Here is a 22,652-nt window from a genome sequence, read left to right on the forward strand (position 1 = left end):
GCGCGGATTCGGCGCAGGCCTCCTGGAACGCCTTCACCTGCTCGAACGAATACAGGTACGCGCCGCCGAATTCGACACGCCGCTGACCGAGGCGGTAACCGCCGTCGCAGTGCTGGACGAGGCCGCCGGCTTCGAGGGCGGTGGAGATGTTGCGGGTTGACGAGCGGGCGGCCCCGATCCCGCGGGCGAGCTCTGTGACGGTCATGGGAACGGACGGTTGGCGAGCCATCAGGCCCAGGAGCTCGATGGCCCGGGACACTGCCGGTGCGGCTCCGGGTTCGCCTTTGGGGATGGAGGTCATGGCTCGAGCTTCCTCACTCTTCGTCCTCCGAGTGGAACTATCTGCAAGTATCTTATCAAATGCGAGGTAATTCTTGTATTCTGAATCACGCCCCCTCCCCCGAGGAGCAGCGCCCGCGGCAGCGAAGCCGCCCGAGATCAAGAGGAAGCCGATGACCGCATCGCCCTTGGACCTGACCGAGAAGCTCATCACGGAAGAAGTCGTCATCCACACCGCAGGCGACCTGCGGGTCGTGAAGCGCCCGCTCGGCAGCCCGCGCGACGACGAGGCGATCGTCGACATCGCCTACGGAGGAATCTGCGGCTCCGACCTCCACTACTGGCAGCACGGCGCCGCCGGAGCCTCGGTGCTCAAGGCCCCGATGGTGCTGGGCCACGAAGTCGTGGGCACCGTGCTGGCCGCAGCTGCGGACGGCTCCGGGCCAGCGGCGGGAACACCGGTCGCAGTCCACCCGGCCGGCGATCTGGGAACGGACCACGCGTACCCCGAGGGCCGCCCCAACCTCTCCCGCAGCGCGACGTATCTCGGCAGCGCCGCCCGCCATCCGCACACCGCTGGCGCCTTCGGCACTCTGGCAAGCCTGCCGGCGCGGATGCTGCGGGCTCTTCCGCCGGGGCTCTCCCTCCGGGGTGCGGCGCTGGCAGAGCCCGCGAGCGTCGCATGGCACGCTGTCGAGCGCGCGGGCGACGTCAGGGGCAAGCGCGTCCTGGTGATCGGCAGCGGGCCGATCGGCGGCCTGACGATCGCAGTGCTCAAGCGCTTCGGAGCAGGCGAGATCATCGCCGTCGACCTCCATGAGGAGGCCCTCGAGCGCGCGCGAAACCTCGGCGCCACGACAACGCTCGTGGCCACTGGCGAAGAAGCGGTCGAAGCAGTCCAAGCGGACCTCGCCATGGAATCCTCGGGGAGCCCGCACGGACTCTCCGCGGCGATCGCAGCCACGCGGCCAGGGGGACGCGTGGTCATGGTGGGCCTCCTCCCCAACGGCAAGCAGCCGATCCCCATCGCGACAGCCATTGCCCGCGAGCTCGAACTCGTGGGATCGTTCCGGTTCACGGAGGAGATGTCCCCGGTGCTCGAGGCGTTGGCCGACGGCTCCCTGGCGGTCGGCCCGCTCGTCACCCACGTCTTCCCCCTCGGCAAGACGCACGAGGCCTTCGAGACGGCGCGCGACCCGAAGGTCTCGGGCAAGGTCCTGATCGACTTCAGCGCGCAGGAGTGAGGCACGGCATGCAACCGCAGCAGATCATCCAGACCATCTCCTTCCCCGACCGCGAGCTCCTCGACGAACTCTCGCCGCTTCCCGGCGGACTCCGCGGCATCGTGTGGGATCTGCGCTCGGCCCCGGAGGACGGAACCCTCGAGGAGATCGACGGCGTTATCCTCCCCTATCTGAACGCGGGCGAGGTCTTGGGCCAGCTGGCGAACGTCCCGAACCTCAAATTCGTGCAGGCGCAGTCCACGGGCTACGACGGCATTGCCGAAGCCGCAGGCCCGACGGCGGGGGTCGCCAACGCGTCGGGCGTCCACGCGGCGGCGACGGCGGAGCTCGCCGTGGGCTTGGCGCTCGCCAGGCTTCGGGGGATCGACGACGCCGTCCGCGACCAGGCGCGGCACGAATGGCGTCCGAGCCGCAGGCGTTCGCTGGCCGATCGCAGGGTCCTGCTGATCGGCGTCGGCGGGATCGGCGCGGAGATCGCGCGCCGGCTCGAGCCCTTCGAAGTCGAACTGACGAGGGTCGGCAGCACGGCGCGCACCGACGCTACGGGGCCGGTCCACGGCATCGACGAGCTGCAGCAGCTGGCGCCGGAGCACGACGTCCTCGTCGTGGTCACGCCCCTGAGCGAGAGCACCCACCATCTGATCGACGCCCGAATCCTGGCAGCCCTCCCGGACGGCGCCCTCGTGGTGAACGTGGGGCGCGGCGCCGTCGTCGACACGGAGGCACTCACCGCCGAGGTGACCTCGGGGCGCCTCCACTGCGCGCTCGACGTCGTCGATCCCGAACCGCTGCCCTCGGACCACCCGCTGTGGGCGGCGCCGAACGCGCTCATCACGCCGCACGTAGGCGGCAACACCAGCGCCTTCGAACCGCGGATTCGCAAGCTCCTCGCGCGGCAGCTCGAGGCGCTGGCGGACGGGCGAGCGCCCGAAAACCTCGTCCAGCGGGGGCCGTTCTAGCGCACCCGCCGACCGCGCACGGAGGGGCCGAGGGCAGCTGCTGCCCTCGGCCCCTCCGGCGTGAGCGGAAGGCAACGCACTGTTTACGGGCGCCTCGGAAGACACCCCTTGACGGGAAGGCGAATAAGCGCGAAACTCTTCTCATATGTGATCGACGTCGCAGAAAATCTTGCGGCGGCCAGAACAGAGGAACCACACACCATGGCCAACACACTTGAACTGACGGTCCGCAAGGCCAGCGCCTGGAGCCGTCCCCCGCGGACCCTTGTGGAGGCGTTCAAGGCCTTCCCCGTGGCCAACATCGGCGACGCGATGGAGCGACTCGGCATGGTCGATGCCGGCATCAGCGCCATCTGGGACGGCGCGGCCGCGGTGGGCACGGCGCTCCCCGTGCTCGGCGCGGCGGGCGACAACGCCGCCGTGATCGAGGCCCTCGATCACAACCAGCCCGGCGACATGGTGGTCATCAACGGCTTCGGCCACCGCGAGCGCGCCCTCGTCGGCGAGCAGCTCTCGCAGCGGTTCGCCGCCGCCGGGGCCGTGGGGGCAGTGATCGATGGCTGCATCCGCGACAAGAAGACCATCACCGAGATCCGCTTCCCCGTCTTCGCGCGGGGCACCACCCCGGCCGGGCCCTTCAAGAACGGCCCGGGCGTCATCGGCGAGCCGGTCGCAGTGGGCGGCATCGTCGTCGCCCCGGGCGACATCGTCGCGGCTGACGGCGACGGCGTCATCGTCATCCCCCAGGCCCGCGCCGAGGAGATCCTCACCCGGGTCATCGCCGTCGCGGAGCACGAGGCGGAGATGACCGCCGAGGTCTCCAAGGCCTACAGCTGATCCATCCCTCCCATCCCCAACCCACCCCTCCTAGACTGAGAAGAACCAATGAACCTCTCATCTCCCTCCACGCCGGAATCCTCACGGCTCGACACCTCGCAGGTCCGCGTCATCACCGCCGATGGCAAGGTCGTGCGGAAGGCCACCATCGCCGGAACCATGGGCTCGTTCGTCGAGTGGTATGACTACGGCATCTACGGCCTCCTGACCACCTATCTGGCCGTGAACCTCATGGGATCCAAGGACGTCGGCTCGCTCCTGCTGACGAACGTCGGCTTCCTGGTGAGCTTCCTGGCCCGCCCATTCGGTGGCATCATCTGCGGCTACCTCGGCGACAAGCTGGGCCGCAAGACGCTGCTCGCCGTGCTGCTGCTGATGATCTCGGGGGCGACGGCGGCGATCGGCCTTGTGCCGTCGGCGTCCGTGATCGGCTGGGCGGCTCCCGCGCTGCTCATCCTGCTCCGCATCCTGCAGGGCTTCTCGGCTGGCGGCGAGGTCGCCGGCGCGATGTCCTTCGTGGGCGAGTACGCCCACCGCAACCACCGCAACTTCGCGCAGAGCTTCATCGCCGTCGGCTCGTTCTTCGCCCTGTTCTTCGGCAGCGCCCTCTCCGCCCTCCTCATCACCACCCTCGGCGACACGACCATGAACAGCTGGGCCTGGCGAATCCCGTTCGTCCTCGCCCTCCCGCTCGGCTACATCGGCTTCTACATCCGCTCGAAGATGGAGGACACGCCTCACTTCAACGCGCTCCGCGAGCGCAATGTGGTCGAGCGCAACCCGCTCAAGACCGTCTTCACGTCCAAGAAGCACCTCGCCGCGATCGCGCTGACCATCTTCCTCCCCGCCGTCAACGGCCCGGGCTACTACCTCTTGTTCGCCTACATGCCGACGTACCTGAAGACCTCGCTCGGCGCGAACAACTTCACGATGCTCGGCGCCCTCGTGGTCACAGCGGCGAGCCTGGTGGCGATCATCATCGCGATCCCGATCATGGCCCGGATCTCGGACCGCTTCGGCCGCAAGCCGGTCCTCGCGTGGTCCGCCGTCGCCACGGCAGTGCTCTCCTACCCGTCCTTCCTCATGATCACGACCGGAAACATGGGCCTGGCGTCGCTCGGCGCGGTCCTCATGGCCCTGGCCTTCTCCGGCCACGCTGCGTCCGTGCACACCGTGCTCACCGAGCTGTTCCCGACGACGGTCCGCTACAGCGCCTACAGCATCGGCTTCAACGTCAGCACCATCATCTTCGGCGGCAGCGCCCCGCTGGTCATGACCGCCATCATCAGCGCGACCAAGGACTCGATGGTTCCAGGCTACTTCTCGATCGCGGCCTCGATCATCACGCTCGTGACAGTCTTCTTCCTCCGCGAGACCAAGGGCCAGGAGCTCACTACCCACTGACCGCCCTCACCGATTCGAGGAAGGATTCCCCCCATGACCCAGACGGATCCAGCACAGTCCAAAGTCGCTATCGTCGCCGACCTCGGCGAAAGCTTCGGCAACTACACCATCGGAGACGATGACGCCCTGCTCGGCCTCGTCTCGTCGTCCAACATTGCGTGCGGCTTCCACGCAGGCGACCCCCGCGTCATGGATGCGACCGTCCGCGAGTGCGTCGAGCGCGGGATCGAGCTCGGCTGCCACCCCGGCTACCCAGATCTGGTGGGCTTCGGGCGGCGCCTGATCGAGGCGTCCGAGGAGGAGATCCGCACGGACGTCCTCTACCAGCTCGGCGCGCTGGACGCCTTCGCCCGGATCCACGGCGGCCGGATCAGCCATCTGGCCCCGCACGGCCGCATGGGCAGCATCGCCCAGACAGACCGCGTCCACGCCCGCGCCATCACCGACGCGGCGGCAGCCTACGACCCCTCGCTCATCGTCGTGTGCCAGCGGGGCGTGCTCGCGGAGGAGGCCGAGAAGCGCAGCCTCAAGGTCGGCTACGTCTTCCTCGGCGATCGCGGCTATGGCGACGACGGCATGCCGGTCTCCCGCAAGGCCGAGGGTGGGCTGCTCTTCGACCCCGAGGAGGTGGGCCGTCGCATCGTCCAGGCCGTGCAGGACGGAACGGTCCGCTCCGTCAGCGGCAAGGTGGTGCCGCTCGGGCACGACTGCGACGTGGCCCTCCTCCACGGCGACCACCCGCTCGTGCTGCAGAACGGCCAGGCCGCTCGCGCCGCGCTCTCCGAAGCCGGAATCGCGGTCACGGGCCTCCAAGAAGTCCTGCGGTCCAAGGCTCCGGCCGCAGCCTGATCGAACGGCGGCGTCCCGAAAGGGGCGCCGTCCTTTCGTGAGACATCCCAAGCCGTTCGAACACCAGAGAGAGAAATGGCCGAGCATCCCCCCGGATCGTCCAGCCCACAGCAGTTCAGCGTCACGCCCTACGGAGACTCGGCCGTCCTTCTGACCCCCACGTCCGCCGACCCCGCCGAGCGCCGTCTGGCGGCGACGCGCCTCCGGGCCGCCGTCGCACAGCACCGCCCGCGCGGCGTGGTCGATCTCGCGGCGGGGCTCGAATCCCTCCTCGTCGAGTTCGATCCCCTGCAGGTCTCGCACCACTCGCTCGAAGATACCCTCCTCCTCATCGCCGAGACGTCGGGCCACGTCGCGGAGACCGGGGACGCGCGGGAGTTCGTGATCCCCACGGTGTTCGGCGGGGAGCACTCACCGGACCTCCCCTCGGTCGCGAGCGAACTGGGCCTCACGGTCGAGGAGACGATCGCGGCCTTCACGGGCTCCCTCCTCACCATCAACCTCTTGGCCTCCGCCATGGCGCCCATGATGGCGGGCGTCCAGTTCCCGCGGCCGCTCGCCCGCCTCGCGGAGCCGCGCACCGACGTCCCCTCGGGCTCGATCATGGTGGCTGGCACCAACGCGATCATCCAGCCCTTCCCCGGCCCCACGGGCTGGCGGGTGATCGGCCGGACTCCCCTGACGATCTGCGACATCTCGCGCGACCCCGCCGTGTCCTTCCGGCCCGGCGACACGGTGCGGTTCACGGCGCTTCCCGAGGAGCGCTGGGACGAGCTCGCCGGGGAGTTCCTCGAGTCGGTGGGAGGGCTGCGATGACCACCGAATCCGCCTTCACGGTGATCCGCCCCGGAATCCTCGCAACCTTTCAGGACCTCGGCCGCCGCGACGGGGAACGCCAGGGAGTCCCGTCGGGCGGGGCGGCAGACCAGCTCTCTGCCGCCGTCGCCAATATCCTCGTGGGAAACCCTCGCGACGCCGCGCTCCTGGAAGTCCTCGCGGGCGGCCTCTCACTGCGCGCCGAGGCGCCGCTCCTGGTCGCCGTCACGGGCGCCCTCGCGACGATCAAGGTCGACGGACGCCCGGTGCGACAGGGTGAGGCCGTGCACCTGGATGCGGGCGCGGTACTCGACGTCGGGCGGGCGACCGCGGGCATGCGCTGCTACATGGCGATCAACGGCGAGCTGGACGTTCCTCGCTTCATGGGCAGCGCTGCCCCGGAGGCGAGGATGGGCTTCCCACAGAACCTGAGCGCGGGGCAGCAGGTCAAGGTGCATTCGGGCTATCACGGCATGACGCACCCGTTCGATCAGCCGCTCTTCCGGCTCCCCGTGCCGAGGCCCGACCTGAGTCCTCGAGTCTGGACCGTGCACATTGTCGAGGGCCCCGAGGCGCACGCCGTGGAGGGCATCCATGAGCTTCTGGCCGGCTCCGAGTACGCCGTGGGACCGAATTCGAACCACGTCGGCCTCCGATTGGCTGGCCCGGTGCGGCACCCGGAGGGACTCGGGGAGATCGTCTCGCACGGCGTCCCCGTGGGTGCCTTCGAGATTCCGCACGGCGACGAGCTGATTGTCCTGGGCCGCTACCGGACACTGACCGCCGGGTACCCCATCGTCGCCTTCGCCGCGACCTCCGATCTGCCGCTCCTCGGCCAGGCCGAGCCGGGGCGGCGGCTGGCCTTCCGCTGGATCAGCCGGGAGCAGTCGGTGGAGCGCCTCCGGGTTCAGGAGGGCGAACTGCGCGTGCTCGAGCAGCGCTCGAAAACTGCCCTCGAATCCCTCGGTGTACCCATTGACGCCACGGTGGCTTAAGTGCGAAACTATTCGCAGATGCGAAGTTAGTAGCATAAAAGCCCACTCCTCCCCGAAAGGGAATCCCATGCAGCTCTTGGAAGGCCAGACCGCGATCGTCACGGGCGCGGGCACTGGCATGGGGCGCGCTATCGCAGCGCTGCTTGCGGCCGACGGCGCCTCGGTCGCCTTGGTCGGGCGCCGGCGCGAGCCGCTCGAGGAAGTCGCCGGCGAGATCCGCGCCCAAGGGGGCACCGCCGTCGTCCTTCCCGCGGATATCACCAAGGGCGACGACGTCAAAGGGCTCGTCGAGGCGGTGCGGCGGGAACTCGGGCCGGTCGACCTCCTGGTCAACAACGCGGGCAGCGCGAGCATCGTGCTCAACGTCCGGTGGATCAGCGAAGAGGAATGGGCTCAGGTCCTGGACGTAAACCTCACGGCTGTGTACCTCCTGTCCCAGGCAGTTCTCCCGGACATGCTTTCCCGCAAGCGCGGGACGATCATCACGGTCTCCTCGCTCGCGGCCGTCAACCCGAACCTCCTCGGCGGGGCAGCCTACGGCGCGGCGAAGGCGGCCGCGAAGAACTTCATGACCTACCTCCACAACACGTTCAGGAACGAGGGCCTCCGCGCCGCTGCGATCCTGCCCGGGGAGACCGCGACCCCCATCCTGGACAACCGCGCGCGGCCGCCGCAGGACAGCGAGCGCGAGGCTATGGTCCAGCCCGAGGACGTGGCGCGCGCGGTCGAGCTGGTCGCCACGCTCCCCGCACGCAGCGTCATCACGGAGCTGTCGATCGCCCCGACCTTCCAGCGCGATACCTCCGGCGATCTCGAGATCAGCCGTTGGATGGGCGCACCGGAGGATGAGCGGCCATGAAGGCGCGACATCTGGTGACCGAGGCGCGCCGCGCGCGTACGTCAGAGCCGCGAACCTCCGGTCAGACAGCCACCATCGACCGCCTCCTCTACGCCCTCCCCGCCAAGACCACGAACCCGGGCATGACGTCGCAGCAGCCGTCGGCCGGGCACCCCCGACAAGGAGCATCATGACCACCCACCCCGAACTCAGCCTCGGCTTCTCAGCCTCCGAGCTGGTCCAGCGGATCGAGCGGCACTCCCTGCGGGTCCAGCAGCCCGCCTCGAGCGGATCCCTCGTCTCCCTCGCCATGGGCGAACCCGACTTCGCGACTCCGCACAAGATCACCGTCGCAGCGGCCAAGGCCCTCGAAGAGGGCTTCACCCACTACTCGCCGATGCGTGGCGAATCCGCGCTCCGCGAGGCGATCGCGCGCTCCCTCGGCGAGCTCGCGGGCGGGGACTTCGCGGCCGACGACGTGCTGGTCACTCAGGGCGGGACCGCAGGGCTCGCGGCGGCGATCCTCGCCGTCGTCAATCCGGGCGACCGCGTGGTGATCCCCGACCCCACCTACTCCCTCTACGCGGACCTTGTGAACATGGCCGGCGGCACGGTTGTCCCGGTTCCCCTGGCCGAGAACCTCCACTGGGACGTCCCCGCGCTGGCCGAGGCACTCGTCGGAGCGAAGCTGTTCGTCTTCTGCAACCCCTCCAACCCCACCGGGATCGTGCACAGCCGCGCCGAGCTGGAAGGGCTCGCCGCCGCCGTCGCCGGGACCGAGACGCTCGTCCTCGCCGACGAGGCCTACAGCGAACTCGTCTACACCCCCGAGCCGTTCACCTCCGCGCTCCAGCTTTCCGGGCTGCGGGACCGGACCATCTACTGCCAGACCTTCTCCAAGAGCTACGCGATGACCGGGTGGCGCGTGGGCTACCTCTGGGGTCCCTCCGACGTCATGAACGCCGCGGCCCGTGTCCACGGGACCTTCAATGGCTCGCTCAACAGCGCCGTCCAGCACGCCGCCGTCGTCGCCCTCGAGCAGTGCCGCGAGGACATCGAGGAGATGCGGCGCTCGTACCAGGACCGCTGCGAGCTCATGTACGCGGGCCTCGCCAAGATCCCCGGCCTCACGGTCCGCCAGCCCGAGGGCGCGTTCTACCTCTTCCCGAAGTACGAGCTCGACGTCCCCTCCGCCCAGCTCACCGCCGACCTGCGCTCCTTCGGCGTGGCCGTCCGGCCCGGCGGCGAGTTCGGGGCCGCCGGCGAGCACCACCTGCGCCTCTCCTACGCGGCGAGCCCCGAGCACATCACCGCCGGCGTGGAGCGCCTCGCCACCGGCCTGAGCGAACTGGCACGCCGATGATCCCTTCCGTCTTCCCCACGATGGTGCTCTTGGATGAGAACGCTTCGCAGCTTCGGTGCAGAATGCTGGGCGGCCCCATCCACCTCCTCCGCCGGCGGGCGCACCGGCTCGGGAAGCTTGTGGCAGGTGTTCCCGGGGTCCTGGGGGTCCGCGAAACGCTCGACGGCGTTCTCATCGACTGCGAGGCCGGCACCGAGGATGCGCGGCAGATCCGCAAGACGGTCGGCACGCTCTACTCGGTGATCGCCGGCGGCGGAGTCCACCCTGCGTCCGGGCATGCGGATGGTTAGGCTGGGAAGCGCGGGCGCGAGGCCCGCGCCGACATCCCCAGAGAGGACGCGCCGTTTGCGAAGCGACACCAAGCGCAACCGTCGCCAGCTGATCCAGGCCGCCGGGCGCCTGTTCGCGACGAGCACCGGCCTGGCCTCGGTCAGCATGTCCGACATCGCCCGCGAGGCGGAGATCTCCCCCGCCACCGCCTACCGCCACTTCGCCTCGGTCGAGGAAGTGCTCATCGCCTACCGCTACGGAATCGGCGAACGGCTCAAGGAGTTCAGCGATGAGCAGAGGAGTTCAGGCGTGGAACTCCTCCGCGACGTGGACCGCCGCTGGGTCGAGCTCGTCGGCGAGCACGGCTGGTCAATGGTCCACACCCGCTCTCCCGAGGGCTACCTCGCCCGACTCCGCAGCGGGGCCGAGTACCTCACCGTCCAAGCTGACGCGCTCGAGCGGCCTTTGCGCGAAGCCATCGAGGAGCTCGGGCTGCCAGCCATCGGCGACGAAGCCATGTTCCTCTGGAACATCCTGCTCGACCCCCGCGAAATCCTCGACGTGATCAACACGGTGGGCCTCTCCGAGAAGGACGCCGCCGACCGCCTGACCGACACCTTCCTCGGCGCCGTGGGCGGCTGGTGCAAGAACGAACGCGGTGGCACGGACTGAGCCGGGCGATAGCGCAAGCGATCGAGGACGGCGTGCGGATTTCCTTGATCGCCGGGGCCCGCAGCTAGGATCCTGACGTGGATCAGGTGGTTGAGGGGATGTGGCTTGTCCCGGGCGGGTCGTCGAATTGGGTCATCGTGAAGGATCCCGGCAGTTCGTCGTTCACCCTCATCGATGGAGGATATCCGGCGGATTATGGGCGGCTGTTGGACTCGATAAGGCAGATCGGCCTCCGGCCTCAGGATTGCCGCGCGGCCCTCGTGACCCACGGCCACGTTGACCATATTGGCGGTCTTCAAAAACTCGCGACGGAACTCGAGGTGCCGGTCCTGTGCCATGTCGATGAGGTCCGGAATCTCGTGGGACCGCAACGCGAGCAGGTGACGATCGGGCGAATTGTGCCGAGGCTGTGGCGCGCGAGGGTCAGGAGTTGGCTCCGTACCGCACTGAGCCTGGAGGCCCTCGAGCCCGTTTCCATCACGCCCGCCGGCGTCTTCCACGATGGCGAGACGCTCCACGTTCCCGGATCGCCCACCGTCTTCCACTTCCCCGGACATACTTCCGGCGCCTCGGCGTTCCTGTTCGAAACCGCGGGGCAACGCCTCCTCGTCTCGGGCGATATCGCCATCACCGCGCACGAAACGCTGCCCGCCGAGACGCCACGCCTCCGAATGCTCCCCTCGATGTTCCACCACGATCGGACCCAAGCGCAGGCAAGCCTCGACCGACTCATGTCGCTTCAGCCCGACGTCGTGCTTCCCGGCCACGGACCGGCGTTGCGTCTCAGACCTTCGCACGGGCACGGCGTGGCTGTACCGTAGGCACAACCGGCCCGAAGGACAGCAATGACGCGCTTCCTCATCACGTACCACGGCATGCCGTACCCCCAGCCTGACGTCATCTCTGCCTCCCGCGCAGCCCTGCGCAAGTGGACGGAGAATTTCCTGGGCGCAGCGCTCGTCGACTTCGGGGCACCACTGCTCCTCGGCGGCCAGATCGCGGCCAGCGAGCCCGTCGACGCTGTCGAGATCGACGGCTACAGCATCATCGAGGCGCGCTCTCTGGCCGACGCGCGCGCCCTCCTCTCGGACCACCCGTACATCGCGCTCGGGGGAACCATCCAGATCAACGAGTGCCTCGAACTGTAGGTGGTGTGAACGGACCTTGACCCTCAAAGCTAATGAGCTTAGCTTTATAGCTATAACCACTAGCAGGGGGTCATGATGTCAAGTCTCGGAACCGAACTCCGGATGCTGCAGCGGGACGGCGGCCGGCTCGCGTTCGAAGTCCTCGGCGAAGGCCCCCTCGTGGTGTGCCTTCCGGGGATGGGCGAGCTGCGCAGCAGCTACCGGCACAACGTCCACGCTCTTGCTGGGGCTGGTTTCCGTGTCGCCGCCATGGACCTGCGAGGCCACGGCGACAGCGACGCCACTTTTGCCGAGTACGACGACGTCGCTGCCGCCACCGACGCGCTTGCCCTCATCGAAGAGCTCGGCGGACCAGCGCTCCTGGTCGGAAACTCCATGGGTGCCGGCGCCGCGGTCTGGGCTGCCGCCGAGCGGCCCGATCTCGTGGCAGGGCTCGCCCTGATCGGGCCGTTCGTCCGCCAGACCCCGATCAACCCGCTCCTGGCCTTTGCCTTCCGGGCGGCGATGTCGGGTCCGTGGGCTCCGGCCGTCTGGCACGCCTACCTGCCCTCGCTCTCCCCGGGACGCAAGCCGGCCGATTTCGCCGAACACCGGGCCGCCATTCGGGAAAGCATGCGTCGGCCGGGCCACGCCCGGGCCTTCGCGGCCACGACGCGGACCAGCCACGCTCCGGCGGAGGCGCGTCTGGGCGAGGTGAAGTGCCCGACCCTCGTCGTGATGGGCACCGCCGACCCCGACTTCCCCGACCCCGCACGGGAGGCCGGCTGGATTGTGGACCATCTCGCGAACGCCGAGCAGCTGCTCGTGCAGAGTGCCGGGCACTATCCCCAGGCCGAGGAGCCCGAGATCCTCAATCCGGCCCTGATTGCGTTCGGCCACAAGGTCCTGCCCCGTGCCTAGGGCCGGACTGAGCACAGCCAAAGTCGTCGAGGAGGCAGCGGCCTTGGCCGACGAGACCGGATGGGAGAGCATCTCCCTGGCTGCCATCGCCGCACGGTGCGGGGTCAAGCTGCCGAGTCTCTACAAGCACATTGCCTCCCTCGAAGCGCTGCGGCTGGAAGTCAGCGCTCTGGCGCTGAGGGAGCTTGCCGCGGCCATGACCGACGCAGTGCTCGGCAGATCCGGAAGCGATGCCCTGCATTCCCTCGCGGCCGCGTACCGCGGCTACGCGCTCGCCCACCCCGGGCGATACGCAGGGACGGTCGCCGCGCCGACCGGAGAGCACCAAGGCCAGCTCGAGGCCGCGGGCGCAGGGCTGCGGGTCGTCGAGGCGACCCTCGCCGGCTACGGCCTCACGGGGGACGACGCCGTCGACGCCGCCCGCGCGCTGCGGGCGGCATTGCACGGCTTCGTCCACCTCGAGACGAACCACGCCTTCGGCCTTCCGGCCGACATCGACCGCAGCTACCGTCGCCTCGTGGAAGGCGTCGACGCGGCGATGGCCAGCTGGGCCTAATGCTTCAGGTCCACCAATTCCTGCAGCACCTGATCGGACGTGGTGATAATGCGCGCATTCGCCTGGAACCCGCGCTGGGCGACGATCAAATTGGTGAATTCTTGGGACAGGTCCACATTTGACATTTCCAACGCACCTCCCGTCAGCGTGCCGAATCCCGGGCCGCCCGCCTCGCCGACCTGCGGATTCCCCGAATTCGCGGTGCTCGTGTAGGAAGACGCCCCTGCCTTCTCCAGGCCCTCAGGATTGGTGAATTTCGCGAGCGCCACTCGACCCACCACCTGCTTGACCCCGTTGCTGAAGGCCCCGACCAGCGATCCGTCGTTGCCCAGCGTGAAGGACACGAGCGTACCCGCGGCAGCGCCATCTTGTCCGCTCGCGACGACCGTCGTCATCCCCGCGTAGCCGGTGACGGCCGCGAGGTCCATCGTGATCCCGCCTACCGCGAGCGAGCCGCCAGAGGTCAGCTTGCCGTTCGTGAACGCGAGCGATCCGGTGCCCGTGGTGCCATTCGCGTCGGCGGCGGCAACATCCCATCCGGTTCCCGCGCGCGTGAACGTCACCGCGAGATTCCGGGCCACTCCGTTCGCGTCGAAGACCTGCACATCCCGCTCGAGGGCGGTGCCAGCGGCGGCATCTGACGGCAGATTGCCGTCGAACGTCGCCCGGGTCGTGGCCACGGCGGGAACGGTCGCAGTGGGCGACAGGACGATGTTCCCGATCGGCGAGCCCGTGTTCACCGCACCCGAGGCATCGGCCGTCCAGCCTTGGAGGAGCGCGCCGTCGGCACTCACGAGACGGCCGCCGGCGTCGAACTCGAACGACCCGGCGCGCGTGTAGAGCTGCTGCCCGCCACGGCTGGTCACAAAGAAGCCGTCGCCGGAGATCATCATGTCCGTCGCCTTGCCGGTGGACTGCGCCGAACCCTGGTTGAAATTCGTGGTCACGGCGGCAACCTTCACGCCGAGTCCGATCTGCGCCGGGTTCGTTCCGCCCGTTTCGGCCTGCGGGCCCGACGCGCCCTGCGTGAGCTGGGAGAGCGTGTCCTGGAATTCCGTCGAGGAGCCCTTGAACCCCGCGGTATTGACGTTGGCGATGTTATTGCCGGTCACGTCCAGCATGGTCTGGTGGGCGCGCAGGCCCGAAATGCCGGAGTAGAGCGAACGGAGCATGGGAATGCCTTTCGGGTCAGGGCCTAAGCCTCGGTAATTCCGGTAATTGACGCGAGCGGAATGGACATCCCGCCGATCGAGGGGGTCGGCCCCGACCCGCTCTAGCAAACTAATCCCACAGTCACGGCGCCGGCGCTCCCATCACCGCTCAGGTACGTGACCGCCTTGCCGATGAGCGCCGCGGCCGCCGCACGCTGCTGGACGCTGAGCCCCTGCGTGCTGTCCGTGGCGAGCTGCGTGAGCTTCTCCATCATCGCGAGCTGCGTCGTCTGGCCGATCATCGCGTTCGTGTCCATGGGCGAGCTCGGGTCCTGGTTCTTGAGCTGCGTGACCAGGAGATCCATGAAGACGCTCGAGTCCAGCGTCTGCTGGGGCGTGCGCGTGGGCGCGGCTGAGGTCAGGCTCGTGGTGCCGACCGGGCTGCTGATGGGACTGATGCTCATGGCTGCTTTCTTGGTAGGGCTCTAGGCGAGAATGTCGAGGCCGGCCGCGCTTCCGGCGGAAAGGAACGGCGCCGCTCGTGCCGGGGAAGCCCTCGCCCCGAGCACAGCTCCGACTCCCTCCTCACGTCGCCCACGCCGCGGGCTGTCGCGCGAATTGCTTCCACCCCCATCGCGCGCCCCTTCGTGGGGAGCGTTGCGTTCGGAGAGGTCGAGACTCGCCGCGAGCCCGGCGTCTGCCAGATCCCGGCGCAGGTCCGGCAGCACAGCCTGAACGGCGGCCCGAGCCGCATCCGTCGGCGCAAACAGCTCGACCTTCACGCCCTCGGCGCCGATATGCGCCTGCACCGTGACCGGCCCCAGATTCTCCGGGGTCACCTTGACCGTCATCACCTGCACCCCGGGGGCGCCGGTGGCGAGCGTGAAGATGGGCTTCGCCAGCTGCGGCCCCACCGGCACCGCAACCGGGTCATGGATTGGCGCCGGGTTCGGCACCGAGGGGGTGAGCGGCGCGAGCGGCTGCGCGGTCACCACAGGCAGAGCGGACGACGGCGCCAGAGCGGACGACGGCGGCAGAGCGGCTTCGGGAGCAGACTCGGCCAGGGGCGTCGGCTCGCCGGTCGGATGTGCGGACGGCTTTGACTCAGGCATCACCACAGGCTGCTCCGGCGCCTTCGCCGGAAGTGGCACAGCTGCGCCAGTCGGAACTGGCACACCCGTGCGGGGTAGCTGAGCAGGCCGTGGTCGATCCGGAAGTCCGGCCCCCAGCACCGGACCTCCGGAAGTTATGGGGAGCTGCGCGGCTTGGCTGTTATTCCCCGGCAGGGCAGGAGCAGTAACCAAGACGGTCGCGGGAACCTCCGGCGGCAGCAGCCCCGAAACGGCCTGCAGCCCCGAAACAGCGAGCAGCCCCGATGCCGCCAGCGAATCCGCGGCCCCGTCGGGGCCCTTCTTCTCACCCGGAACGGGCTTGGGCGCCACCGCTTCCGGACTCCGGTGCGCCGACACATCAGGACCAACAGCCGGGACGAGCGACGCAAGTGCCGCGGCGAACAGCTGGGAAGCAACGCCGTCGGCCGCGTGGGCAACGGCGGCACCGGAGGCACCGGCGGGCGCGCTGGGAAGGGGCAACGTCGGGACGGCGGGAAGCAACGCGGGCATCAGGCTCCCGTCCCGGAGAGGGCGGAGACGATCTGGCGCGCCTGACCCTCCCACTTCGCGTAGGCCTCGGGGTACGCGGAGCGCTGCACGGCCTGGTCGGCGGCGGCGATGGACAGGCTCTGCCAACCCGGGATTGCGGTGAGCCGGTCGAGGAACATGTCCGTGGACTTCACGGGATCCATCGCGTCCGCGACGGTCCCCCACGAGAACGCGCTCCCGTTGACCTGCTGCTGGAACAGTCCCACGGAGTAGCCGTCGGTCCCGACGGCCGACTGGTCGGGCGCCAGCGCCTGCGATCCCCCGACCTTCGGGTTCCAGTACATCCGCAGCGAGGACTCCTGGAGTGCGGTCGAGATCGCGTCAACGGCGGCCTGCGCCGGCAGCCCGCGAGCGCGGACCCGGTGCACGATCGTCTTCGCGTACTGCGTCTGCGTGGCATCGAGAGTCGCAGACGGGAACCCGGCACTCGCGGAGGGGGCGCGGTCGGGGACGATCCGACGGATGGCGGTGAGATTCGAGTACTGCTCCCACGCGTCGCGCACCTGGATCGTCTTGCCTGGTACGGGCGCGTCGATGGCCTTGCCGTTGCCGAGGTAGATCGCAACGTGCTCCCCGCCAAAGCTCACCAGCAGGTCCCCGGGCTTCGCGTCGGCGAGCGACGCGACGGGTGTGCCCGCCTGCATCTGGTCGTGCACCACGCGTGGGAGCGAAATCCCCAGATCCTGGTAGACGCGCTGCACGAACCCCGAGCAGTCGAGGCCCTTCGAGGGGTCAGTGCCGCCCCAGAGATACGGCACTCCCACGTACTTCTGTGCTGTGGCGGCCACCTGATCCCCGGTAACCGCACCTACGGAGGAGGTGCCGCTCCCCCACGAGGCAGGGGCCGCCGTCGTGCTCAAGACCGCGCTGGCGAGGGCCTGCCCGAAGTCGCTGGTCGCCGGGCCGGGCGAGGATGCCTCCTTGGCGCGCGAGGCGGGGTCGGCGAGCTGAACCAGCGTCGACTGGATCTCCGAGACGCGACCGAGCGCGTCGACCATGCTCATCGGGCTGCTCCCCGACGGGCTCCGGAGAGCTCGTCGAGCACGTTCTGCTCGGCGGCGAGCTCGGCGGCCGCGGCTTCTGCGGCGTGCCGCGCCTCGAGCTTCTCGAGTCCGAGAGTCCTGGCACGGGCCGCCGCGAGGTCGTGCTGCGCTCGTTCGGCGTCCGCGTCGGCGAGCGCAGCGAGCGCCTCGAGGTCCGCGAGCAGGCTCGACGAGGCGGAACGCGCGGCAGCGATGGCCCGCAGCGAGGCAGCGTCGGCCGCCTCCGACGACAGGCGTTCGGACTCGGCGAGCGCGGCGTCCTTGCGCGCGGTCACTGCCCTCAGCTGCGCATTGACGGCGCCGAGGTGCGCGGCGGCCTGGTCCTGCTCTAGGCGGCGGAGCCGGAGCAGGCCGGCAAGGGGGAATTGACGGCTCATCGTGCGCCTCCGAGGATCGCGGTCAGCTGGTCGAGCCTCGCCCACGCTTCGGCCAGCGGCGTCTGCTCGTCGAGGCCCTGGCGCAGGAAGGCGTTGATTTCCGCATCGTGCGCGAGGGCCGCGTCCACGAGCGGGTTGCTGCCGGCCCTGTAGGCGCCGACGTCGATGAGGTCTTGGGTCGCCTTCCGCGCGGCGAGCACGCGTCGCAGTTCGGCTGCGAGCGCCTGCTTCTCGTGGGGGTTGACCTTGGAGGCGACGCGAGAGACGGAGCCGAGCACGTCGATCGGCGGGTAATGCCCGGCGACCGCGAGCCGGCGGTCCAGCACCACGTGGCCGTCGAGGATCGAGCGGGCGGCGTCGGCCACGGGTTCGTTGTGGTCATCACCGTCCACGAGCACCGTGTAGATGCCCGTGACCGATCCCGTGGCTCCCGTCCCGGCACGCTCGAGCAGCCTGGCGAGAAGTGCGAAGGTCGACGGCGGGTACCCCCGGGTCGCCGGCGGCTCGCCTGCCGAGAGCCCCACTTCGCGCTGGGCCATGGCCACGCGGGTGAGCGAATCCATCATGAGCGCCGCATGCGCGCCGCGATCGCGGAACGACTCGGCGATGCGCGTTGCGGTGAACGCCGCGCGCAAGCGCATCAGGGCGGGCTCGTCCGAGGTCGCGACGACGACGACCGAGCGGGCGAGGCCTTCCGCCCCCAGATCATCGTCGAGGAACTCGCGCACCTCACGGCCGCGCTCCCCCACGAGCGCAATCACGGAGACTTCGGCCTCCGTGCCCCGAGCGATCATCGACAGCAGGGAGGACTTTCCGACGCCCGAGCCCGCGAAGAGGCCCAGCCGCTGGCCGCGCCCGAGGGACGTGAGGGTGTCGAGCGCGCGGACTCCGGTCTGGAGCGGGGTGTCGATCCGTGCACGCTGCAGAGGTGACGGCGCATCGTGGTCGAGGGGCACGCGCTCCCCGGGGCGCATTCCCTTCCCGCCGATCGGCCCGAGGCCGTCGATCGGCCTCCCCAGCCCGTCGAGGACGCGGCCGACCAGCGCGCTTCCCGTCGGCACGAGGACGCCACCCCGGCGGGCCCGCACCTTGTCCCCCGGCCGGACTCCGGCCAGTCGGCCCAGCGGCATGCAGCGCAGCGAGCCCCGCGCGGTGGCGACGACCTCCGCTTCGGCGGTGCCGCCGTCGGCCGCTTCAATGGCGACGACGTCGCCCACGCCGCACCTGAGCCCCTCCATCTCGAGCCCCAGACCCACCACGGAGGTCACGACGCCACTCCGCTCGGGGGCGGCGGCGTCGAGCGCGGTAGCGAGGGCCCTCACGGTGTCTCACCCGCCAGCGCCGCCCGGGCCCGCGCGAGCGCCGAGCCGATGCGCGCGTCGAGCTCTCCGTCGGGATACTCGGCGATGGCGTCGCCCCGGGCCAAGGACAGGTCGGGCACCCAGGCGACCTGCGCCGTCGTCGTCGGTGTCATTGCCTTCGTCGAGGCAAGTTGCGCTTCAAGCAGCGCGAGATCGGCCGGGTGCAGGCGCACCGCCACCGCGGCCTCGGAATCCGGCGCCGAGAGCGCGCGCTTGAGTGCGGCCTTGGCACCGGTCGCGGTGTCGGACAGCTCGTGGCCCAGGATCGCCTCGGCGAGGGCGACGGCGGCCGCCGCCAATTCGTCGTCGGCCTCCGCGAGGATGGGAGCGGTGCGGGCATGCAGCGCGGCGGCTGCGGACTCAAGGAGCACGACGGCGGAGGCGAGCCGGCGCTGCCCTTCCTCGCGGGCGGCGGCGTGCTGCGCTTCGAGCTCCGCGCTGCGCGCACGTGCTTCTGCCTCCGCCTTGCGGAGGCCGGCCGCGTACCCGGCGGCGTGGCCGCGCGCGAAGCCTTCGCTCTCGCCCACGGCATGGAGCGCGGGGAACGTGACCGTGCGCGGCAGTGCGGACTCGACGTCAGTAGACAATCTCGTCCTCCTCCCCGCGGCGAACCGTGATGGTGCCCGAGGCCTCGAGTTCGCGGATCGTGCGGACGATCGACGCGCGCGCCTCCTGCACCTCCGACGCGCGGACCGGCCCGACCGCCGTGATCTCCGACTGGAGAATCTCGCGGTTGCGATCCGAGACGTTGCTGTTGATCGCGTCGAGCAGGGGCTGAGCGGCACCCTTCATCGCGCGGGCGAGGACGCCGGCGTCGATGCCGCGGAGGATCTGCTGGATGTCACGGGACTCGAGCTTGACGATGTCCGCGAACGTGAGCATCTTGGAGCGGACCTCCTCGGCGAGCTCGGGGTCCTTCTGCTCGAGCCCGTCCAAGACGGCCCGTTCCGTTCCGATGTCTGAGCGGTTGATGATGTCCACGAGGGGCTGCACACCGCCGACGATCTCGGCATGGCTCCGCCCGGCAGCGACCGCCGTTCCCGTCCGCGCCTTGAGGCTTTCCGCGATGATCGTGACCGCCTCGGGCGTCGCGGAACCCATGGTGGCGAGGGCATGGGCGACCTCAATCGCCTGCCCCTCCCCGAGACCTGCCATGACCCCGGACGCCTTCTCCGGGCGGAGGTGGGCAAGCACGAGCGCGATAGTCTCGGGGAGCTCGCCGTCGAGCAGCGTCAGAAGCTGGGACGGCTCGACCGTGTCGAGGAACTCGAAGGACTTCCCCGCCATCGTCGAGGCGAGCCGGCCCATGACTCCGGCGGCCTTGTCAGCACCAAAGGAGGACTCGAGGAGCCCCGCCGCGAGGTCGCGACCGCCCCGGGTCGTTCGGCGGCCGGCGACCGCGATCTCGTGGAATTCCGCGATGACCTTGTCCGAGACCGCGGCATCGACCCGGCTCAATCGCACGATCTCCGCGGCGATGTCCTCCGCCTCGGACTCGCTGAGGTGCACCATGACCTTCGCCGCGTTCTCTGGGCTCATCTGCATGAGCACGATTGCGGCCTTCTGCGTTCCTGTGAGCTGCTGCTCGAGCGCCAAGGGGGTCATACGCCGGCCCGGTCGTCCATGAGGCCGCGCAGGAACTCCGCGGTCTTCTGCGGGTCCATGGCCCCGAGGCGGTCCACCTGGGCCCGGCGGCGCTCGGCATCGAGGACCTCAGTGCCAGGGTCCGGGAGGGCTGGCAGCGGCTCGGGAACGGGGAGGGCCACTGTTGGGGGCGCCTCGATCACGGCCGGCTGCGGCAGCTCGTCGTAGATGATGTCGCCGCCGAGATCGATTGGCTCGCGGACTGCGGCGCGGCGGGCGCGCAGCCACAGCAGCACTGCCACCAAGAGGATCGCGAGCAGCGCGATGCCGGCCCACATGATATTCGACCACAGGGCCGCCTGCGCCTTCGCTGCCTCGTCGGCCTGCTGCTGCGCGAGGGCCGCCTTGGCCTGGTCCGCTGCCGCGGTGCTGAACGGCACCACCTGCACGGAGAGGACGTCACCGCGCTGGGCATCGATGCCGGCCGCCGCCGAGACGAGCGAGTTCAGGTTCTGGAGGTTGATCCCCTGCGCCGCGGCCTGGTTGATGGCCACCGAGACGGACTGCTTCTTGAGCGCACCGGCCGGAATCGTGCGGTCCTCGGTGACCTTGTCCACCGCGTTGTCCTTGGTGTCCGTGGTGGAGTCGTAGGTGCCGTTGCCCGAGGCGCCCGTGGTGCTCGTCCCCGACGGCACGCCGATGTTGTCCGGGCCGAGCACGCCCGAGGCCCCGTTGGCGCCCGTGCCCGTGTACTTCTCGGTCTTCGTGGACTGGCTCAGGGGCGCGGTGTTGTTGGCGCTTGAGAACGTCTCGGACTTCTGCTGTGCGGACTGCTGGTTCACGTCGGGGATGACCGCGACCGTGGCGTTGCCCGGGCCTAGCACGCGGTCGAGGACGGCTTGGACCGCAGACTGCGTGCGCTGCTGGTAGTCGGAGGCGAGCTTGGTGCTGTTGCCGGTCGTGCCGGTGCCAACGGCGGAGAGCACGTTGCCCTGCGAGTCCACCACCGAGACATCGGTCGCAGTCATCCCCGGCATCGAGGCGCTCGTCAGGTGGACAATCGCGTCGACCTTGTCGCTCGACAACGTCACTCCGGGCTGGGTCTGCACGAACACTGAGGCCGTGGGGTCCGTCTTCTGGGACGTGAACACTGACTTGTCCGGAAGGGCGAGCTGGACGCTCGCAGATTTCACCCCGTCGAGGTGAGAGATCGTCGTCGCCAGCTCGCCCTCGATAGCCCGCTTGTAGGTGACGTCCTGCTGGAACTGGGACGAGGTGACGCCCATCTTGTCGAGCAGCGAGTAGCCAGTCGCGGGCGCGGCCGGGAGCCCGGCGGACGCGGCCTTGAGCCGCTCGTCGTAGACCTTCTCCTGCGGCACGAGGACTGTGGAGCCGCCGTCGGCCAGCTGGTAGGGCACGTTGTCCTTGGCGAGCTGCTGGACGACGGCACTTGCGTCGGAGCCCTGCAGCCCCGTGAAGAGCGGCGTGTAGCTAGGCTTCGTGAGCCACGATGTCAGCGCGAAGCCACCGAGCGCGAGCACGGCGAGGCCGATGATTGCCACGGTGCGCTGGCCGACCGTGAAGCCCGTGACCGTCGCGGTGAGGCGACGGAGCGCGGCAGTGATGAACGGCGGCATCAGGCCTGCATCCTCATGATCTCGTTGAACGCGTCAACGCCCTTGTTGCGGATGGTGGCCGCGAGTTCGAGAGTGACCTGGGCGCGGGTCGCCGCGATTGTCGCATTGTGGATGTCGTCCAGATTGCCGGTGACAGCCTGCACGGCGAGCTGGTTCGACGTCGACTGCAGCTGCTGGAGGTTATCGACGGCGCCCGCGAGGCTTGCGGCGAACGACGATCCCGCCGGCGCCTCCGCCGTCGGAGGCACCGCTCCCGCGCCGGCGACGCCCAGCGCCGAGGAAATTGGGCTGATCGGGGCGATGCTCATGAGCCCTTTCCGATCTGCAGCGCCGACTCGTAGATGTCCCGTGCCCGGTCGACCACCTGCGCGTTCGCCTGATAGCCGCGCTGCGCCATGATGAGTGAACCCATCTGCTCGTTGAGATCGATGTCCGGGTACCGCACGTAGCCGTCCTTGTCCGCGATCGGGCTGTCCGGCTGATAGACGAGCCTTCCCGTGGGGTCGCCCTCCGAGATGCCTTTGACGAAGACGCCGCTGGTCCCGGGGCCGGCCTGGGCTTCGATGTATTTGGCCTGGAACGCGGGACCGCTCGTGGGGGCTGCGGTGTTCACGTTCGCAAGGTTGTCCGAGATCGCGTCGAGCCACTTTCGGTGGACCGTGAGGGCAGTGCCGGCAATGCCGATGGCGTCGAAGGTCATATCCTCAC

The 22,652-nt window shown here is 69.4% G+C and carries 28 protein-coding genes; 16 read left to right on the forward strand and 12 right to left on the reverse strand.

Annotation, left to right across the window (positions count from 1 at the left end; translation table 11 throughout):
- Positions 1-301 (reverse strand): helix-turn-helix domain-containing protein (locus ACTHL9_RS06035; protein ID WP_440517941.1); only part of this gene is annotated, 301 nt, incomplete at its 3' end.
- Between the two features lie 151 nt (positions 302-452).
- On the opposite strand from ACTHL9_RS06035, the gene ACTHL9_RS06040 reads away from it, so the two are divergent.
- The 16 genes from ACTHL9_RS06040 (at position 453) to ACTHL9_RS06115 (ending at position 13,130) form a co-directional block, all read left to right on the forward strand.
- The gene (locus tag ACTHL9_RS06040) at positions 453-1,523 is read left to right on the forward strand and encodes an L-idonate 5-dehydrogenase (protein WP_440517942.1); all 1,071 of its coding nucleotides are present in this window, start codon (positions 453-455) and stop codon (positions 1,521-1,523) included.
- An 8-nt stretch (positions 1,524-1,531) separates the two neighbouring features.
- Positions 1,532-2,482, forward strand: coding sequence for a 2-hydroxyacid dehydrogenase (locus ACTHL9_RS06045; RefSeq protein WP_440517943.1), 951 nt, complete (start codon positions 1,532-1,534; stop codon positions 2,480-2,482).
- A 201-nt stretch (positions 2,483-2,683) separates the two neighbouring features.
- The gene (locus tag ACTHL9_RS06050) at positions 2,684-3,319 is read left to right on the forward strand and encodes an RraA family protein (protein WP_440517944.1); all 636 of its coding nucleotides are present in this window, start codon (positions 2,684-2,686) and stop codon (positions 3,317-3,319) included.
- Between the two features lie 48 nt (positions 3,320-3,367).
- Positions 3,368-4,723 carry an MFS transporter gene (locus ACTHL9_RS06055; RefSeq protein WP_440517945.1) on the forward strand — a complete coding sequence of 452 codons (1,356 nt, stop codon included), beginning with the start codon at positions 3,368-3,370 and terminating at the stop codon, positions 4,721-4,723.
- Positions 4,724-4,756: 33 nt separating this feature from the next.
- On the forward strand, positions 4,757-5,572 hold the full coding sequence (locus tag ACTHL9_RS06060; RefSeq protein WP_138418270.1) for a LamB/YcsF family protein: 816 nt from the start codon (positions 4,757-4,759) through the stop codon (positions 5,570-5,572).
- 75 nt (positions 5,573-5,647) lie between these two features.
- A complete protein-coding gene (locus ACTHL9_RS06065) occupies positions 5,648-6,388 on the forward strand; it encodes a 5-oxoprolinase subunit B family protein (protein WP_440517946.1) in 741 nt (246 codons plus the stop codon).
- On the forward strand, positions 6,385-7,383 hold the full coding sequence (locus ACTHL9_RS06070) for a biotin-dependent carboxyltransferase family protein (protein ID WP_440517947.1): 999 nt from the start codon (positions 6,385-6,387) through the stop codon (positions 7,381-7,383). The genes ACTHL9_RS06065 and ACTHL9_RS06070 overlap by 4 nt, the downstream gene beginning before the upstream one ends.
- Positions 7,384-7,450: 67 nt before the next feature.
- Positions 7,451-8,242, forward strand: coding sequence for an SDR family oxidoreductase (locus ACTHL9_RS06075; RefSeq protein ID WP_440517948.1), 792 nt, complete (start codon positions 7,451-7,453; stop codon positions 8,240-8,242).
- Complete coding sequence (locus ACTHL9_RS06080; RefSeq protein ID WP_440517949.1) at positions 8,239-8,415, forward strand: hypothetical protein; 177 nt, start codon at positions 8,239-8,241, stop codon at positions 8,413-8,415. Before ACTHL9_RS06075 ends, ACTHL9_RS06080 begins: the two co-directional genes overlap by 4 nt.
- A complete protein-coding gene (locus ACTHL9_RS06085; protein ID WP_440517950.1) occupies positions 8,412-9,584 on the forward strand; it encodes a pyridoxal phosphate-dependent aminotransferase in 1,173 nt (390 codons plus the stop codon). Before ACTHL9_RS06080 ends, ACTHL9_RS06085 begins: the two co-directional genes overlap by 4 nt.
- Positions 9,581-9,874: a hypothetical protein gene (locus ACTHL9_RS06090; protein WP_440517951.1), complete on the forward strand. Its 294-nt coding sequence runs from the start codon at positions 9,581-9,583 to the stop codon at positions 9,872-9,874. Before ACTHL9_RS06085 ends, ACTHL9_RS06090 begins: the two co-directional genes overlap by 4 nt.
- Positions 9,875-9,929: 55 nt before the next feature.
- On the forward strand, positions 9,930-10,526 hold the full coding sequence (locus ACTHL9_RS06095; RefSeq protein WP_440517952.1) for a TetR/AcrR family transcriptional regulator: 597 nt from the start codon (positions 9,930-9,932) through the stop codon (positions 10,524-10,526).
- A 77-nt stretch (positions 10,527-10,603) separates the two neighbouring features.
- A complete protein-coding gene (locus ACTHL9_RS06100; RefSeq protein ID WP_440517953.1) occupies positions 10,604-11,347 on the forward strand; it encodes an MBL fold metallo-hydrolase in 744 nt (247 codons plus the stop codon).
- 24 nt (positions 11,348-11,371) lie between these two features.
- Positions 11,372-11,674, forward strand: a complete 303-nt coding sequence (locus tag ACTHL9_RS06105; protein WP_440517954.1) for a hypothetical protein — start codon at positions 11,372-11,374, stop codon at positions 11,672-11,674.
- A 72-nt stretch (positions 11,675-11,746) separates the two neighbouring features.
- Positions 11,747-12,574 carry an alpha/beta fold hydrolase gene (locus tag ACTHL9_RS06110; RefSeq protein WP_440517955.1) on the forward strand — a complete coding sequence of 276 codons (828 nt, stop codon included), beginning with the start codon at positions 11,747-11,749 and terminating at the stop codon, positions 12,572-12,574.
- Positions 12,567-13,130 (forward strand): TetR/AcrR family transcriptional regulator, encoded by a 564-nt coding sequence (locus tag ACTHL9_RS06115; protein ID WP_440517956.1) that lies wholly within the window; start codon positions 12,567-12,569, stop codon positions 13,128-13,130. The genes ACTHL9_RS06110 and ACTHL9_RS06115 overlap by 8 nt, the downstream gene beginning before the upstream one ends.
- On the opposite strand, the gene ACTHL9_RS06120 is transcribed toward ACTHL9_RS06115, so the two are convergent.
- From ACTHL9_RS06120 to ACTHL9_RS06170, 11 genes are all read right to left on the reverse strand, one after another.
- Entirely contained in the window at positions 13,127-14,302 is a 1,176-nt protein-coding gene (locus tag ACTHL9_RS06120) for a flagellar hook protein FlgE (RefSeq protein ID WP_440517957.1), read from the reverse strand. The two genes, ACTHL9_RS06115 and ACTHL9_RS06120, sit on opposite strands and share 4 nt — an antisense overlap.
- 101 nt (positions 14,303-14,403) lie before the next feature.
- Complete coding sequence (locus ACTHL9_RS06125) at positions 14,404-14,745, reverse strand: flagellar hook assembly protein FlgD (RefSeq protein WP_440517958.1); 342 nt, start codon at positions 14,743-14,745, stop codon at positions 14,404-14,406.
- A 21-nt stretch (positions 14,746-14,766) separates the two neighbouring features.
- Complete coding sequence (locus ACTHL9_RS06130; protein ID WP_440517959.1) at positions 14,767-15,393, reverse strand: flagellar hook-length control protein FliK; 627 nt, start codon at positions 15,391-15,393, stop codon at positions 14,767-14,769.
- Positions 15,394-15,902: 509 nt separating this feature from the next.
- On the reverse strand, positions 15,903-16,946 hold the full coding sequence (locus tag ACTHL9_RS06135) for a C40 family peptidase (protein WP_440517960.1): 1,044 nt from the start codon (positions 16,944-16,946) through the stop codon (positions 15,903-15,905).
- Entirely contained in the window at positions 16,943-17,362 is a 420-nt protein-coding gene (locus tag ACTHL9_RS06140; RefSeq protein ID WP_440517961.1) for a flagellar FliJ family protein, read from the reverse strand. Before ACTHL9_RS06140 ends, ACTHL9_RS06135 begins: the two co-directional genes overlap by 4 nt.
- Positions 17,359-18,684, reverse strand: coding sequence for a FliI/YscN family ATPase (locus ACTHL9_RS06145; RefSeq protein ID WP_440517962.1), 1,326 nt, complete (start codon positions 18,682-18,684; stop codon positions 17,359-17,361). The genes ACTHL9_RS06140 and ACTHL9_RS06145 overlap by 4 nt, the downstream gene beginning before the upstream one ends.
- The gene (locus ACTHL9_RS06150) at positions 18,681-19,310 is read right to left on the reverse strand and encodes a FliH/SctL family protein (protein WP_440517963.1); all 630 of its coding nucleotides are present in this window, start codon (positions 19,308-19,310) and stop codon (positions 18,681-18,683) included. The genes ACTHL9_RS06145 and ACTHL9_RS06150 overlap by 4 nt, the downstream gene beginning before the upstream one ends.
- The gene (gene fliG, locus ACTHL9_RS06155; RefSeq protein WP_440517964.1) at positions 19,300-20,328 is read right to left on the reverse strand and encodes a flagellar motor switch protein FliG; all 1,029 of its coding nucleotides are present in this window, start codon (positions 20,326-20,328) and stop codon (positions 19,300-19,302) included. The genes ACTHL9_RS06150 and fliG overlap by 11 nt, the downstream gene beginning before the upstream one ends.
- Positions 20,325-21,944 (reverse strand): flagellar basal-body MS-ring/collar protein FliF, encoded by a 1,620-nt coding sequence (fliF, locus tag ACTHL9_RS06160; RefSeq protein ID WP_440517965.1) that lies wholly within the window; start codon positions 21,942-21,944, stop codon positions 20,325-20,327. Before fliF ends, fliG begins: the two co-directional genes overlap by 4 nt.
- A complete protein-coding gene (fliE, locus tag ACTHL9_RS06165) occupies positions 21,944-22,252 on the reverse strand; it encodes a flagellar hook-basal body complex protein FliE (protein WP_440517966.1) in 309 nt (102 codons plus the stop codon). Before fliE ends, fliF begins: the two co-directional genes overlap by 1 nt.
- On the reverse strand, positions 22,249-22,644 hold the full coding sequence (locus tag ACTHL9_RS06170; RefSeq protein WP_440517967.1) for a flagellar basal body rod protein FlgC: 396 nt from the start codon (positions 22,642-22,644) through the stop codon (positions 22,249-22,251). Before ACTHL9_RS06170 ends, fliE begins: the two co-directional genes overlap by 4 nt.
- Positions 22,645-22,652: the final 8 nt, after the last annotated feature.

The sequence above is a fragment of the Sinomonas sp. genome (genome assembly GCF_051955515.1).
Classification (GTDB): Bacteria; Actinomycetota; Actinomycetes; order Actinomycetales; family Micrococcaceae; genus Sinomonas.

Bases quoted from the DNA above. Each gene is read 5' to 3' on its own strand.
- ACTHL9_RS06040 (WP_440517942.1), top strand. From the start codon at position 453: ATGACCGCATCGCCCTTGGACCTGACCGAGAAGCTCATCACGGAAGAA.
- ACTHL9_RS06045 (WP_440517943.1), top strand. From the start codon at position 1,532: ATGCAACCGCAGCAGATCATCCAGACCATCTCCTTCCCCGACCGCGAG.
- ACTHL9_RS06050 (WP_440517944.1), top strand. From the start codon at position 2,684: ATGGCCAACACACTTGAACTGACGGTCCGCAAGGCCAGCGCCTGGAGC.
- ACTHL9_RS06055 (WP_440517945.1), top strand. From the start codon at position 3,368: ATGAACCTCTCATCTCCCTCCACGCCGGAATCCTCACGGCTCGACACC.
- ACTHL9_RS06060 (WP_138418270.1), top strand. From the start codon at position 4,757: ATGACCCAGACGGATCCAGCACAGTCCAAAGTCGCTATCGTCGCCGAC.
- ACTHL9_RS06065 (WP_440517946.1), top strand. From the start codon at position 5,648: ATGGCCGAGCATCCCCCCGGATCGTCCAGCCCACAGCAGTTCAGCGTC.
- ACTHL9_RS06070 (WP_440517947.1), top strand. From the start codon at position 6,385: ATGACCACCGAATCCGCCTTCACGGTGATCCGCCCCGGAATCCTCGCA.
- ACTHL9_RS06075 (WP_440517948.1), top strand. From the start codon at position 7,451: ATGCAGCTCTTGGAAGGCCAGACCGCGATCGTCACGGGCGCGGGCACT.
- ACTHL9_RS06080 (WP_440517949.1), top strand. From the start codon at position 8,239: ATGAAGGCGCGACATCTGGTGACCGAGGCGCGCCGCGCGCGTACGTCA.
- ACTHL9_RS06085 (WP_440517950.1), top strand. From the start codon at position 8,412: ATGACCACCCACCCCGAACTCAGCCTCGGCTTCTCAGCCTCCGAGCTG.
- ACTHL9_RS06090 (WP_440517951.1), top strand. From the start codon at position 9,581: ATGATCCCTTCCGTCTTCCCCACGATGGTGCTCTTGGATGAGAACGCT.
- ACTHL9_RS06105 (WP_440517954.1), top strand. From the start codon at position 11,372: ATGACGCGCTTCCTCATCACGTACCACGGCATGCCGTACCCCCAGCCT.
- ACTHL9_RS06110 (WP_440517955.1), top strand. From the start codon at position 11,747: ATGATGTCAAGTCTCGGAACCGAACTCCGGATGCTGCAGCGGGACGGC.
- ACTHL9_RS06120 (WP_440517957.1), bottom strand. From the start codon at position 14,302: ATGCTCCGTTCGCTCTACTCCGGCATTTCGGGCCTGCGCGCCCACCAG.
- ACTHL9_RS06125 (WP_440517958.1), bottom strand. From the start codon at position 14,745: ATGAGCATCAGTCCCATCAGCAGCCCGGTCGGCACCACGAGCCTGACC.
- ACTHL9_RS06130 (WP_440517959.1), bottom strand. From the start codon at position 15,393: ATGCCTGAGTCAAAGCCGTCCGCACATCCGACCGGCGAGCCGACGCCC.
- ACTHL9_RS06135 (WP_440517960.1), bottom strand. From the start codon at position 16,946: ATGAGCATGGTCGACGCGCTCGGTCGCGTCTCGGAGATCCAGTCGACG.
- ACTHL9_RS06140 (WP_440517961.1), bottom strand. From the start codon at position 17,362: ATGAGCCGTCAATTCCCCCTTGCCGGCCTGCTCCGGCTCCGCCGCCTA.
- fliG (WP_440517964.1), bottom strand. From the start codon at position 20,328: ATGACCCCCTTGGCGCTCGAGCAGCAGCTCACAGGAACGCAGAAGGCC.
- fliF (WP_440517965.1), bottom strand. From the start codon at position 21,944: ATGCCGCCGTTCATCACTGCCGCGCTCCGTCGCCTCACCGCGACGGTC.
- fliE (WP_440517966.1), bottom strand. From the start codon at position 22,252: ATGAGCATCGCCCCGATCAGCCCAATTTCCTCGGCGCTGGGCGTCGCC.
- ACTHL9_RS06170 (WP_440517967.1), bottom strand. From the start codon at position 22,644: ATGACCTTCGACGCCATCGGCATTGCCGGCACTGCCCTCACGGTCCAC.